At 62.8% G+C, this 13,368-nt stretch carries 12 protein-coding genes and 1 pseudogene; 7 read left to right on the forward strand and 6 right to left on the reverse strand.

The window, feature by feature from the left end; all coding sequences use genetic code 11:
* Positions 1–19 precede the first annotated feature (19 nt).
* The 5 genes from AC0L3E_RS06660 to AC0L3E_RS06680 all read left to right on the forward strand — a co-directional run bounded on the left by AC0L3E_RS06660 (position 20) and on the right by AC0L3E_RS06680 (position 5,633).
* A complete protein-coding gene (locus AC0L3E_RS06660; RefSeq protein WP_473604482.1) occupies positions 20–1,519 on the forward strand; it encodes a GMC oxidoreductase in 1,500 nt (499 codons plus the stop codon).
* Positions 1,516–2,277 (forward strand): 3-ketoacyl-ACP reductase, encoded by a 762-nt coding sequence (locus tag AC0L3E_RS06665; RefSeq protein WP_473604483.1) that lies wholly within the window; start codon positions 1,516–1,518, stop codon positions 2,275–2,277. The genes AC0L3E_RS06660 and AC0L3E_RS06665 overlap by 4 nt, the downstream gene beginning before the upstream one ends.
* A gap of 12 nt (positions 2,278–2,289) precedes the next feature.
* The gene (locus tag AC0L3E_RS06670) at positions 2,290–3,918 is read left to right on the forward strand and encodes a GMC family oxidoreductase (protein WP_473604484.1); all 1,629 of its coding nucleotides are present in this window, start codon (positions 2,290–2,292) and stop codon (positions 3,916–3,918) included.
* 17 nt (positions 3,919–3,935) lie between these two features.
* Entirely contained in the window at positions 3,936–4,244 is a 309-nt protein-coding gene (locus AC0L3E_RS06675) for a Dabb family protein (RefSeq protein ID WP_473604485.1), read from the forward strand.
* Positions 4,245–4,397: 153 nt separating this feature from the next.
* Entirely contained in the window at positions 4,398–5,633 is a 1,236-nt protein-coding gene (locus AC0L3E_RS06680; RefSeq protein WP_081738768.1) for an MFS transporter, read from the forward strand.
* A 7-nt stretch (positions 5,634–5,640) separates the two neighbouring features.
* On the opposite strand, the gene AC0L3E_RS06685 is transcribed toward AC0L3E_RS06680, so the two are convergent.
* The 3 genes from AC0L3E_RS06685 to AC0L3E_RS06695 all read right to left on the reverse strand — a co-directional run bounded on the left by AC0L3E_RS06685 (position 5,641) and on the right by AC0L3E_RS06695 (position 9,102).
* Positions 5,641–6,486, reverse strand: a complete 846-nt coding sequence (locus AC0L3E_RS06685; protein WP_013529691.1) for an EamA family transporter — start codon at positions 6,484–6,486, stop codon at positions 5,641–5,643.
* Positions 6,483–7,385 (reverse strand): endonuclease/exonuclease/phosphatase family protein, encoded by a 903-nt coding sequence (locus AC0L3E_RS06690; RefSeq protein ID WP_473604486.1) that lies wholly within the window; start codon positions 7,383–7,385, stop codon positions 6,483–6,485. Before AC0L3E_RS06690 ends, AC0L3E_RS06685 begins: the two co-directional genes overlap by 4 nt.
* A 166-nt stretch (positions 7,386–7,551) precedes the next feature.
* On the reverse strand, positions 7,552–9,102 hold the full coding sequence (locus tag AC0L3E_RS06695; protein WP_473604487.1) for a cation:proton antiporter: 1,551 nt from the start codon (positions 9,100–9,102) through the stop codon (positions 7,552–7,554).
* Between the two features lie 125 nt (positions 9,103–9,227).
* On the opposite strand from AC0L3E_RS06695, the pseudogene AC0L3E_RS06700 reads away from it, so the two are divergent.
* Positions 9,228–9,843: pseudogene (locus AC0L3E_RS06700) on the forward strand (glutathione S-transferase family protein).
* Positions 9,844–9,875: 32 nt separating this feature from the next.
* The gene (locus AC0L3E_RS06705; RefSeq protein WP_473604488.1) at positions 9,876–10,487 is read left to right on the forward strand and encodes a hypothetical protein; all 612 of its coding nucleotides are present in this window, start codon (positions 9,876–9,878) and stop codon (positions 10,485–10,487) included.
* A 47-nt stretch (positions 10,488–10,534) separates the two neighbouring features.
* Here AC0L3E_RS06705 and AC0L3E_RS06710 read toward each other — a convergent pair whose 3' ends face one another.
* Genes AC0L3E_RS06710 through AC0L3E_RS06720 form a run of 3 tightly spaced genes read right to left on the reverse strand, consistent with a single transcriptional unit; the run spans position 10,535 to position 13,313 of the window.
* Positions 10,535–11,599 (reverse strand): ABC transporter ATP-binding protein, encoded by a 1,065-nt coding sequence (locus tag AC0L3E_RS06710; RefSeq protein WP_023810097.1) that lies wholly within the window; start codon positions 11,597–11,599, stop codon positions 10,535–10,537.
* Between the two features lie 11 nt (positions 11,600–11,610).
* Entirely contained in the window at positions 11,611–12,402 is a 792-nt protein-coding gene (locus AC0L3E_RS06715; RefSeq protein ID WP_352581064.1) for an ABC transporter permease, read from the reverse strand.
* Positions 12,399–13,313, reverse strand: coding sequence for an ABC transporter permease (locus tag AC0L3E_RS06720; protein WP_292336314.1), 915 nt, complete (start codon positions 13,311–13,313; stop codon positions 12,399–12,401). Before AC0L3E_RS06720 ends, AC0L3E_RS06715 begins: the two co-directional genes overlap by 4 nt.
* Positions 13,314–13,368 lie beyond the last annotated feature (55 nt).

The following is a 13,368-nucleotide window of genomic DNA, read 5'->3' on the forward strand; positions in this document are numbered from 1 at the left end:
TCGGGACGCGATTTAGGCCATGACAAATCCGGACATCGTCATCATCGGCTCCGGCATCGGCGGCGCCACGATCGCTTCCGGCCTTGCCGGCAGCGGCGCCTCGATCCTGATGCTGGAGCGCGGCGAGCCGTTGTCGGCGACGCCGCACGCGCGCGACACGCGCTCGATCTTCGTCGACGGCCATTATAGGCCGAAGGAGATGTGGCGTGAGGCCGGCGGCGCCGCCTTCAACCCCGGCAATTATTACTATGTCGGCGGCAATTCGAAGTTCTATGGCGCGGTGCTGATCCGCTACCGCAAGGAGGACTTTGCGGCCATGGAGCATTTCGGCGGCGTCTCTCCGGCCTGGCCGTTCACCTATGACGAATTCGAGCCCTGGTATTCGAAAGCCGAGCAGCTGTTTCGCGTGCGCGGTGCACTGGGCGAGGATCCGACCGAGCCGTTCCATTCGATCCCCTACGCCTACAAGCCGGTGCCCGACGAGGCACCGATCGCCCGCGCCCGCGCCGAGCTGAAAAACCTCGGCCTGCATCCGGCCTCGCTGCCGCTCGGCGTCGACATCGACACCTGGCTGAAAGAGGGCAAGACCGGCTGGGATGCTTTTCCCAACACCGGCCAGGGCAAGGTCGACGCGCAGACGGGTCCGCTGACGGCTGCGCTGACCGATCAGAACATCAAGCTCGAGACCGGCGCTTACGTCGAATATCTCGAAGCCTCGCCAGACGGCACGACGATATCAGCCATTCACTACCAGCAGAACGGCGAGCTGAAGAAAGTATCACCGAAGCTGGTCATCCTGTCGGCCGGCGCGGTCAATTCCGCCGTCATCCTGCTGCGCTCGCCCACATCGGATGGCAAAGGCCTAGCCAACCGCTCCGACCAGGTCGGCCGCAATTTCATGAACCACAATTCAAGCGCCATGCTGGCGATCGACCCCCGCCGCCGCAACGATGCCGTCTATCAGAAGACCTTGATGCTGAACGACTATTACCTGTCCGACGGCAAGGGCGGCAAGCCGCTCGGCAATGTCCAGCTTCTGGGAAAGATCGACGGCAACATGCTGCGGGCCAATGTCAAATACACGCCCGGATTCGCGCTCGACTTCATGGCCGGCCACGCCGTCGACTGGTACCTGATGTGCGAGGACCTGCCCGATCCCGAAAGCCGCATCATGGTCGACGGCAAGGACATCGTCATGCAGTGGCGGCGCTCCAACATGCAGTCGCTCGACGGGCTGACCAAGGTGATGCGCGAAAATTTCCGCGCCTGCGGTTATCCCATCGTTCTGTCGCGCCCCTTCGACAAGCGCACGCCGTCGCACCAATGCGGCACGATAAAGATGGGCGACGATCCGGCGACGGCGGCGCTCGACCCTTACTGCCGCTCCTTCGACCACCGGAACCTCTTCGTCGTCGACGGAAGCTTCTTGCCCAATTCGGCCGCCGTGAACCCGGCGCTGTCGATCGCCGCCCAGGCATTGCGCGTTGCCGATCACATCCGCAAGGCTAGCTTCCAATGACCCGCCCCTCCGCCATCGTCACCGGCGGCGCGCGCGGCATTGGCCTTGCCTGCGCCCAGGCGCTGGCGGATGGCGGCTACGATATTCTGGTCGCCGACCTTGCCGAAACGGCCGCTGACAGACTTGCCACCGACATCACCAAGCGCCGCGCAAAATTCGCCTACGTCCAGTCCGACATCGCCGATCTCGCCAGCCACACCGTACTTGTCGATGCCGCGATGCGCGCCTTCGGCCGCATCGACTGCCTGGTCAACAATGCCGGCGTCGGCGCCGTGGTGCGCGGTGACCTCTTGGACCTCAAGCCGGAGAATTTCGACCGCACGCTCGGCATCAATCTGCGCGGCACCGTGTTCCTCAGCCAAGCCGTGGCCAAGGCGATGCTGGCTGCGCCAGGCGATCACCAGAGGTCGATCATCACCATCACCTCGGTCAGCGCTGAAATGGCATCGCCGGAGCGGCCGGACTATTGCATCTCGAAAGCCGGCCTTTCAATGTGGGTGAAGAACCTGGCGCTTAGGCTTGCGCCCGAAAATATCGGCGTGTTCGAGGTCCGGCCAGGCATCATCCGCACCGATATGACATCAGGCGTGACCGCCAAATATGACGCACTCATCGACGGCGGTCTGGTGCCGGCAAAGCGCTGGGGCGAAGCATCAGACATCGGCGCGGTGGTGGCAACACTCGCCGGTGGCAAGCTCGGCTTTTCGACCGGCTCGATCATCAATGTCGACGGTGCGCTCTCCGTGGCGCGACTGTAAATGGATGGTTTCATGACCGACTACATCATCGTGGGCGCCGGGCCGGCCGGCTGCGTTCTGGCCAACCGGCTGAGCGAGGATCCGGGCAACTCGGTCTTGCTGCTCGAAGCTGGCGGCAAGGACTGGCATCCCTATATCCACATGCCGGCGGGCTTCGCCAAGATGACGAAGGGGATCGCCTCCTGGGGCTGGTCGACCGTGCCGCAGAGAAACATGAAGGACCGCGTCTTCTGGTACACGCAGGCCAAGGTGGTCGGCGGCGGCTCGTCCATCAACGCCCAGATCTACACGCGCGGCAACGCCCGGGACTACGACGCCTGGGAGAAGGAAGATGGTCTCACCGGCTGGGGCTATCGCGATGTGCTGCCCTATTTCAAACGCGCTGAGAACAACCAGCGCTACGCCAACGATTTTCACGGCGACCAGGGGCCGCTCGGCGTCTCGAACCCGATTGCGCCGTTGCCGATCTGCGAAGCCTATTTCCGTGCCGGCCAGGAGATGGGCATCCCCTTCAACTCGGACTTCAACGGCGCTGCCCAGGAAGGCGTCGGCTACTACCAGCTGACCCAGAAGGATGCCCGGCGCTCGTCCGCTTCAGTCGCCTATTTGAAGCCGATCCGCGCCCGCAAGAACCTGACCGTCCGAACCGATGTGCTGGTGACGCGCATCGTCGTCGAGAAGGGCCGCGCCATCGGCGTCGAATTGGTCGACAGGCCAGGCGGCGAGAAGAAAATCCTGCACGCCGAACGCGAGGTGATCGTCTCGTCCGGCGCCATCGGCTCGCCGAAACTCCTGATGCAGTCGGGCATCGGCCCCGCGGACCATCTGAAGTCGGTCGGCGTCACGCCGGTGCACGACCTGCCCGGCGTCGGCTCCAACATGCAGGACCATCTCGATCTGTTCGTCATCGCCGAATGCACCGGCGATCACACCTATGACAACTACGCCAAGCTGCACCGCACGGCCTGGGCCGGCCTGCAATATCTGCTGCTGAAGAAGGGGCCGGTGGCCTCCAGCCTGTTCGAGACCGGCGGCTTCTGGTACGCCGACCCGACAGCCGCCTCGCCCGACATCCAGTTTCATCTCGGCTTGGGCTCCGGCATCGAAGCCGGCGTCGAGAAGCTGAAAAACCCCGGCGTCACTTTGAACTCGGCTTTCCTGCGGCCGCGCTCGCGCGGCACGGTGCGGCTGAAGAGCGCCGACCCGGCCGACCACCCGCTGATTGATCCGAACTACTGGTCCGATCCCTATGACCGCGCCATGTCGATCAAGGGGCTGCGGCTGGCCCGCGAGATCATGCGGCAGAAGGCGCTTGCCCCTTACGTGCTGCGCGAAGTGCTGCCTAGCCCGTCGCTCGCCAGCGACGACGAGCTGTTCGACTATGCCTGCCGCAGTTCCAAGACCGACCACCATCCGGTCGGCACCTGCCGCATGGGCCATGATGATATGGCTGTCGTGACGCCGGATCTGCGGCTGCGCGGCATCGAGGGCCTGCGCGTCTGCGACGCCTCGGTGATGCCGCGCGTGCCTTCATCCAACACCAATGCGCCGACCATTATGGTCGGTGAAAAGGGCGCCGACCTGGTCCTTGGCCGCGAGCCGCTGCCGCCGGCGGTGTTTTCCGGAAACCGGGCTGCTTAGCCACTGAGGGGTAAGATATGATCAGGCACTGTGTTTTCGCTAGATTCCGCAACGATGTTGCCGCCGCCGAGCGCATGGCGATCCATGCCGATCTCGATGCGCTTCGACAGGTGATCGACGGCATGGACGCCGTAAAATTCAGCGCCAATGTCAGCCCGGAGCCGTTCGCACGCCGCTTCACCCACGGCTTCACCATCGATTTCCGCGATGCCGCCGCGCGCGATGCCTATCTTGTGCATGAAGCGCACCAGCGCGCCGGCGCGCGCCTGGTCGCTGCCCTGGAAGGCGGCACGGACGGACTGATGGTGTTTGATCTCGAAATCTAGACCTCATCCTCAAACCACGATCGAGTTCATCGACAGATGGCACCGCTCGCTCCTCATCGCACCTTCCGCCATTCCAGCGGGCGTTCGATCAAATGAGCCGCGCGAAAACGTGACCACCGGTCTTCCCTGAACTGGCCGATAATTCCCCCATCGATGATGATGGAGGAAGATTTGCCCCTTAATTCGCAGCAGAAGAAGACCGTCCTCGCCTCATTCCTGGGCTGGACGCTCGATGCTTTCGATTTCTTCCTTCTGACATTCCTGCTCACCGATATCGCGACCGAATTCCACGCCGACGTGCCCGCGGTCTCCAAGGCGCTGTTCCTGACCTTGGCCACACGCTTCATCGGCGCGTTCTTCTTCGGCATGCTTGCCGACAAATACGGGCGCAAGCCGATCCTCATGCTCAACATCGTCAGCTATTCGGTGATCGGCGCGCTGGCCGCCTTCTCGCCCAATCTCGGCATATTCCTCGCCCTGCGTGCTTTGTTCGGCATCGCCATGGGCGGCGAATGGGGGCTGGGCAGTTCGCTGGCCATGGAATCCATTCCGCCGAGCGCACGCGGCATGGTCTCCGGCATCCTGCAATGCGGCTATCCGGCCGGCTATCTGCTGGCGGCGGTGGTCTATGGCCTGCTTTATCAGCAGACGATCGGCGGCTACACGATCGGCTGGCGCGCCATGTTCCTGCTCAGCTTCGTGCCGGCGCTGATCGTGCTCTTCATCCGCTCGCATGTGCCGGAATCGCCGGCCTTCGTCGAAGCGCAAAAGACCGCAAGACCGGGCATGTGGGAAACGCTGCAGAAGCACTGGGGCGTCGCGCTCTATGCCGTCGTCCTGATGATGTTCTTCAATTTCTTCAGTCATGGCACGCAGGACCTCTACCCTACCTTCCTGAAGAAGCAGCACGGCTTCGATCCGCATACGGTGAGCTGGATCACCATCGTCGCCAATATCGGCGCCATCGTCGGCGGCCTGGCCTTCGGCGCGCTGTCGGAGAAGATCGGCCGCGTCAACGCCATCACGCTGGCATGCCTGATCGCCTTGCCGTCCATCCCGCTATGGGCCTACTCGACCACGCCGTTCATGCTTGCCATCGGCGCCTTCGTCATGCAGGTCGCGGTCCAGGGTGCCTGGGGCGTCATCCCCGTGCACCTCAACGAGCTTTCGCCCGGAGCGGTGCGGGCGACCTTGCCCGGCTTTATTTATCAGGCGGGCAATCTCGCCGCGTCCTATGGCGGCCCCTATCAAGCAGGAATCGCTGAAAGCGCCGGAGGCAGCTATGGCTATGCCCTGGCACTGTTCGCAGGCGTGGTCGCCGTCTGCATCATCGTCGTCATCCGCTTCAGCCCGGAACGACGTGGCCAGGTGATGACCGTCCTGACCTGAGCGGCGCCTAACCAAGCCTCAGCGCGACGACGCCGGCAACGATGCTGAGCGCGGCGGCACCGCGCCAGCCGGTCATTTTTTCGCCGAGAGCGAAGACCGAGATCATCATGGCAAACAGGATCGAGGTTTCGCGCAGCGAGGCCACCGAAGCGATCGGTGCTTTGGTCATCGCCCACATGACGATCCAGTAGGCGGCGCCGCTGAGCACGCCGGTGAACAGCCCTGCCTTCCAGTCGCGCGCCAGCACCGGCAGTGCCTTCGGCCCGCGGAAGATGAGGCACAGCACCAACGCGCCAAAAGCATCGCAGATGAACAGCCAGGCGGCATAGCTCTGCGCGGTTGCCGCCAGCCGCGCGCCGCTGCCGTCTGACAGCGTGTAACTGGCAATGAAGATGGAAGTGCCCAGCGCGAAGCCGACCGCGCGCAGATTGAGCTTTTCCAGATGTGCGCCGCCACGAAACGACATCACCAGCGTGCCGGCCGACAACAGGAAGATGCCGAGCATGGCGAACGGGCCGGGAATCTCGGCAACGACGAACATGCCGCCGAAGGCTGAGAGCAGAGGTGCGGTGCCGCGCGCCAGCGGATAGGTCTGGGCGAAATCGCCGGCCTTGTAGGCGCCGATCAGGAAGGTCCGGTAGCCCATGTGGAAAATGACCGAGGCGATGATGTAGGGCCACACTTCCGCCTTCGGCACTTCGACGAAGGGCAGCACCACGAGTGCCGCAGCGCCCATGCCGAGCGTCATCAGCGTGATCGACAGGAAGCGGTCGAGATGGACCTTGACCAGCGCGTTCCAGATCGCGTGCATGGCGGCGGCGGCAAGCACTGCGAAGAAGACGAAAAGCGTCATGTGGCGATGCCGGGCGTTTCCAGGTCGATGTCGGCCCGCAAAGGGAAATGATCCGAGGCAACCTCGCCGATGTCGGCACTGATCGAGCGCACGCGCCCGGCCAACATACCGCCGACGAAGCAATGGTCGAGCCGGCGTTTTGCCAGCTTGCCGTCGATGGTCTTCACATGGGTGTGGAAATCTGGAGCCTGCTCGCTAGCAACAGCGGCGGCATCGACAAAGCCGTCGAGATAGGCCGCGCCGCGATGATAGGGCGTGCTGCCGACGATGCGGCGATATTCGGCGCTGCCCGGCTCCATGTTGAAATCGCCCATCCAGATCGCCGCCAGCGGGTTTTCCGGCTCCGCTTCGCCGCTGGTCCAATTGCGCGTGGGCTCGTCGTCGACGCCGCTCCACGGTCCGCCATCGGACGGTGCCCGGCGATGCTCGGCCATGAGGTAGTCGATCTGCTCCAGCCGCTCCTCGGCCGCGATGTGGGCGAGATGCAGCGACAACACCCGCACCGGCCCTGCCGGGGTGCGGATCATGCATTCAAGTGCGGCGTTGCGGGTGTTGAGCGGCCGCTGCGTGCGGCGCATCGGCAGCGCATGCAGCCGCGACCAGACGATCGGAAGTTTCGACAGCAGCATGGTGCCAAACTGGCGGCGCCGATTGACCAGACGGCCGTCGCGCCTTTCGCTGGCATCCATGTCGAAGGCCGGGCCGTAGACCCAGTGATGTTCGGGCAGCAGACGCGAAAGCAGTTCCGGCTGATCGTCGAAATTGCTGCGCTGCCAGTGCCGCTCGACTTCCTGCAAGGCAATGATGTCGGCGCCGGCAACGATGCGCGCGGCGCGCGAAAGATCGTAGCGGCCGTCGCCGCCGAACCCGTACTGGATGTTGTAGCTGACCAGCTTCATTGCTTATCCGGCTCAATTTCGTGTTGGCAGTAGCGGTTCGATGCCACGGTTGCAATGTGCAGGGGAATGGACGTGGCTTGGACCAGCCTTGCCCTTCACCGGGATCATGCACCGATCCCGAAGCACTTCGATATCTTCCGTGCGCCGGAAAACGGCGTGCGATGCCTTATGTATTCAGCGGCTGGAACCGGCCGGGTGGCGACGCCGCCAGTTCGGTCCAGTCGATCTCTTCCTCCAGGCGATGATAGGCTTCGTCGCCAATCGTCCCGTTGCGGCGCAATTCCTCCAGCGCGTCGCGCTGGCTCTTGATCGCATAAAGGCGCAAGCGGTCATATTCGGTCGCCGCCTGGGCATCGTCGGGATTTTTGGCGATCTTGCGTTGAGCGGCATATTGCTCGCGCACCGCGGCCGCAGCGTCCGATGTCTTGCCGCTCAATATGTCGAGCGCCGCCTGCATGACCACAACGCGTGCCTGCGCAACCTCGCGGTCGACGGTTTCGTCAGGGTCGAGGTTCAGCAGGCGCAGCAGCGGCTTCAGGCTCATGCCTTGCAGCACCAGCGTGCCGAGCACAACCGTGAAGGCAGCGAGCACGATCGGGTCGCGGGCCGGGAATTCAGCCGGCAGGGCGAATGCCGCCGCAAGCGTCACCAAACCGCGCATCCCGCACCAGCCGATCAGCACGCCGCCACGAAACGACGGAGCGTCACGCTGACGATCAGCTACGCCGAAACGGCCAAACCACCTGATGATCGCGCCGCACCCCAGCACCCAGATGAGGCGTGAGACGATGACGATGGCAAGCACTGTCCCAGCCAGGACGAACGCATCGGTCTGCCCCTGCCCGGCAAGCCGGCCGACGATCGTACGCGCCTGCAGGCCCATCAGCACGAAAGCCAGCACGTTGAGCACGAAGACAGCCGTTTCCCAGACCGAATAAGAGCTGATGCGGTTTCTGGCCGGCATGCGGCGCGGCGCGGTGCGCGCGATCGTCATGGCATAGACGACTATGGTGATGATGGCCGACAGTCCGATCCTGTCGGCCAGGATCCAGACCCCGAATGTGCCGGCAAATTGCACCACAGTGCCGCTCGCCGGGTCTTCGATCCGGCCCAGCGTCATCAGAGACACCCGGCCAAGCAGGTAGCCGGCGGCAAGGCTGCCGAGCGTGGACAGCAGGATCATCGGAACGGCGCTGCTCAGCAGAATGGAACCTGCTGCCGCCGAAATCGCCATGCGGTAGATCAGCAAGGCGGTGGCGTCGTTGAGCAGGCTCTCGCCTTGCAGAATGGCAGTGATGCGGTGCGGCACCTTGAACTGGCCAAGCACGGCCGATGCCGCAACCGCATCGGGCGGCGCCACGATGGCGCCAAGCGCTATGGCCGCGGCGATCGGCAGGCCTGCCATCGCCCAGCCGGCAAGTGCGACCGTCGCTGTCGTGAAAAGGACGGCGCCAAGCGCCAGCAGCACAAGCGGCACCCTGTAGCGGTTGAGATCGCGCAGCGAGGTGTCATAGGCGGCATCGAGCAGCACCGGCGCGATGAACAGGGCTAGCGCCAGTTCCGGATCGATCTCGACGGTCGGCATGCCAGGCACAAAGGCGATGCCCACCCCGGCCAAAGCCAGCAGGGACGGATAAGGAATCTCAAGCCGCCGCGACAGCGCCGTCAGCGCGACAGCGATCAAAAGCAGGACAAGGGTGAGTTCGAAAAGAGCCATGGACTGTTACTTCAGTGAGACGGGATTGCCGGCGCAGATATACCTGCAGGATGGGGTCGATTGGCCATCAAACTCAAGCCCTCTGGCAGTACGCCTTAAACAGCCTCTTGCCGTACAAGAATGGCATGATCCTCATCGGCCAGTATGACTCGCCTTTCGTCCGCCGCGTCGGAATCGCGCTGACCTTGTATGGCATTGCCTACGAACATCGTTCCTGGTCGGCCTTCGGCGATGCCGACAAGATTCGGCCCTACAATGTGCCGATACTGGGGCTCGACACAATGGCGAGGTGCTGATCGAGAGCCATTTGATGCTCGACTACCTCGACAGCCTGGTTCCGGCCGACCGACGGGTGTTTCCGGCGACCGAACCGGCGCGCCATCAGGCGCTGAAGGTCTCGGCCCTTGCGACCGGGCTGGGCGACAAGGCGATCAGCCTGTTCTACGAATTGCGACTGCACGAGAAAGTCTCGAACCTCTGGATCGGGCGCTGCCGTACACAGATCGAAGCTGTTCTGGCTGTGCTGGAGGCCGATCGTCAGGAGGGGCCGACACCATACTGGTTCGACGGCCGCATCGGTCACGCCGACATCGCGGTTGCCGCGGCGCTCCGCTTCATCGACGAGGCCATCCCGGGCTGGTTTCGCTGACGGGCTTTCCGGCTCTGGAAGCCCACGCCACACGGATGGAAGCCCTGCCGGTCTTCCAGGCGATTTCGAAGCCCTTCATCGCGCCAGCTTGAGGCCAGGCCAGCATAACAATCAGCCTTGACCTATGAAAACCAACGGTCGTTTATTACTGATCGCCAAAGTCATGTCGCAACAATTGGCTGATCGAGGACCTCCCATGCTGAGATTGTCCGCAACGCTGTTCACATTGATACTGCTCTCGCCGGCGGCTGGCGCTTCCGCGTTATATGATGAATTGGCGGCGGCTAAGATCAAACTTCTGGGAGCGACGCGACCGGATCCGGGCATGGGGCTTTGGGCGCAGAAGACTAACGAGACAATGATGTCTCTCATCGAAGGGAAGTGGATCGACCTTGGTTACTCCGACCTGACCAACGAAGACAACATGAAGAAATACTGTGATAAATTTGGAGAGTCCTTCAAAAAATTGACGGACTATTCATTCGACATTATTGGTCCGGGTACCCGTTCGAAGCACGCGATCCACAGAGAGTACATCTTCAAAACGGGGATATCCTACAACTACCGATGGAACATCGAACAGCAAATGGAGGTGCTCGGCAGTGGAAACGGCAAGGAAATTCTGAAGAACGCCAACGGGACGAGTGCATTGCTGATAATGACACCCAATACCCTGCTGGAGATCGATTTCAGCTTCGCGCAACCTATCCTTTGGGGACGTTGCCCCACCGAATAGAACACTGGCTTCGCTTCGCTTGGCCATCCAAGCCGGTGTTGCCGTTTTTAGTGCAGCACCAGCATGTCGCTCGACGAGAACGAGATCTCGGCCTTTTCACCGACAGCGGGCGGCGGCGTTGCCGGGCTGTTGAAGGTGTCGAGCGAGACCGTGTTGCCACCGATGCCGACGCGAACCCGGATGACCGAGCCGAGAAAATGCACTTCGGAGATTTCTCCCGAAAGGCTGGAGTCACGGCCGGGCTGACGGCCCAGCGAAATCGCTTCCGGACGCAGCGCCAGCGACAGCGTGTCGCCGGACTTGGAGCCGTTGAGCTTGCCCTTGAGCGAAACCTGTTCGGAATTGACCCGCACCGTGCCTGCGGCGGCATCGGTGACGGTGCCTTCGAGCACGTTCAGCGTGCCGACGAAATTGGCGACGAACTTGGTCGCCGGGCGGTTGTAGATCTCGAACGGCGTGCCGACCTGCTCGGCCTTGCCGCCATACATGACGGCGATGCGGTCGGAGATCGACAGCGCCTCTTCCTGGTCATGCGTGACGAAGATGGTGGTGATGCCGAGCTTCTTCTGGATCGAGCGGATTTCCTCGCGCAGCGACACGCGCACCTTGGCGTCGAGCGCCGACAGCGGCTCGTCGAGCAGCAAGAGCTTCGGCTTCGGCGCGATGGCGCGGGCCAGCGCGATGCGTTGCTGCTGGCCGCCCGAGAGCTGATAGGGATAGCGATCCGCCATCTGCGGCAGCTTGATGATGCCGAGCATCTCGGCGACACGGGCATCGATGTCCGCCCTGGGCATGCCGGCGACCTTCAGGCCGAAGCCGATGTTCTGCGCCACGGTCAGGTTGGGAAACAGCGCATAGGCCTGGAACACCATGCCGACATTGCGCTGGTTGGGCTTCAACCTCGTAATGTCCTTGCCGCCGACGACGATCGTGCCGGCGCTCGGCTCCTCGAAGCCCGCCACCATGCGCAGCACGGTGGTCTTGCCGCAGCCGGACGGGCCGAGGAAGGAGACGAATTCGCCGCGCTCGACGTCAAGATTGAAGTCCTCGACCACCGTTGTGGCGCCGAAGGATTTTCGAACGTGCTGGATGGAGAGGAATGGGTCGGCCATGGCTTTGACTTTCAGTTCGGACGGTTCGCCGATCTCGGCGCGAAGCGGGACAGGATCTGTATCAGCGACATGCAGCCCCAGGTGATGGCGAAGGCGATGATGGCAAGTGCCGCCGGCTCATAGGCGCGGTTGGCGCCGATATTCTGCAGATAGGGGCCGAAGGCCGGCCGGTTGAGCAGGCTGGCCATGGTGAATTCGCCGATGACGATGGCGAAGGTGAGGAAGGCGCCCGAGAGCACCGCGATCAGCACGTTGGGCAGGATGACACGGGTGATGATCGTCCCCCAACCAGCACCAAGGATCTGTGCCGCCTCCGTCAGGGTACGCACGTCGATGGTGCGAAGCCCGGTGTCGACGGCGCGATACATGTACGGCAGCGCCAGTGTTGCATAGCCGATGACCAGCAAGGCATTGGTGCCTGTATCGGTCGCCAGGAACGGCAGCGGCGAATTCGACCCGTACATTCTGATGTAGCCGAAGACGATGACGATGGCCGGAATGACCAGCGGCAGCAGGGTAATGAATTCGACGATCGGCCGCAATTGCGGCAGCCGAAGCCGAATCCAATAAGCGGCGGGCACCACGATCAGCACGCCGAGAATGATGGTGAAGAGGGCTGCAAGCACCGAATAGCCAAAGGTCGCCTGAAAGCGCGGATCGCCCAGCACGATCTGATAGGCGTCGAAGGAATAGACGCCGCGCCGCATGCGCATGGAAAATTCCACCGTCGCGATCAGCGGAATGAAGAAGTAGGCCGCGCCGAGGATGAAGACGACCCAGGCCCAGAAACGTCCAGACTTCACTTGAGCCACCTCTCGGAACGGGTCCGGAACCAAATGTAGAAGACATTGGCAAGCCCGGTGATGACGATCATGCCGAAGGCAATCGCATAGCCCAGATGCGGGTTGTGCAGCACATCGCCGCGTATCTGCGCATAGAGCAGGATCGGCACGATGTTGAGCGACGAGCCGGTCAGCGCATAGGCGGTGGCGATGGCGCCGAAGGCATTGGCGAACAAAAGGATTACCGTGCCGAGGAAGCTCGGCCAGATCACCGGAATGACCACCATGCGCCAGTACTGCGCCTGGGTGGCGCCGAGCGTCGCCGCCGCTTCGCCCCATTCCTTCTTCAGCCCATCGATCGCCGGCGTGATGATGACCACCATCAGCGGAATCTGGAAATAGATATAGGTCAGCGTCAGGCCCCAGAAGGACAGGATGTTGAAGCCGTGCGCATAGATGTTCAACCCGAACACCGTGTTAAGCAGCACGGTGGCAAGCCCAAGCCGGCCGAGCGTGGCAAGGAAGGCAAAGGCCAGCGGCACGCCGGCGAAATTGGAGGCCACGCCGGAAAAGGTCAGCGTCGCGGAACGTATCCAGTCCGGCAGGCCGCCGCGCACGATGGCAATCGCAATTGCCAGACCAGCAAACGCGCCAATCAGCGCGGAGGCAAGGCTGACCTTGATCGAGATCCAATAGGCGGCAACGATAGACGGCTGCGCCAGCGCGGCAATGTTTTCGAGGGTGAACTCGCCATCATTGTTCTGAAATGCGCCCAGCATCAGATAGAGCGTAGGCAGGATCAGGAACATGATGGCGAAGATGAAGAACGGCGCAACGCCGAGCCACTGCGTCGGCAATCGCATCGCGCGCGCCTCGCTTGGGGGCGCAGTCTTCCCGGCAATTGCCTGATCGGAAAGCGAGAGATCGGTCATGCGCCGGCTACCGTCCTGGAGGGATACCGGGCGGCCATGCGGCCGCCCGGCACGA

Source organism: Mesorhizobium sp. WSM4822, assembly GCF_055811155.1.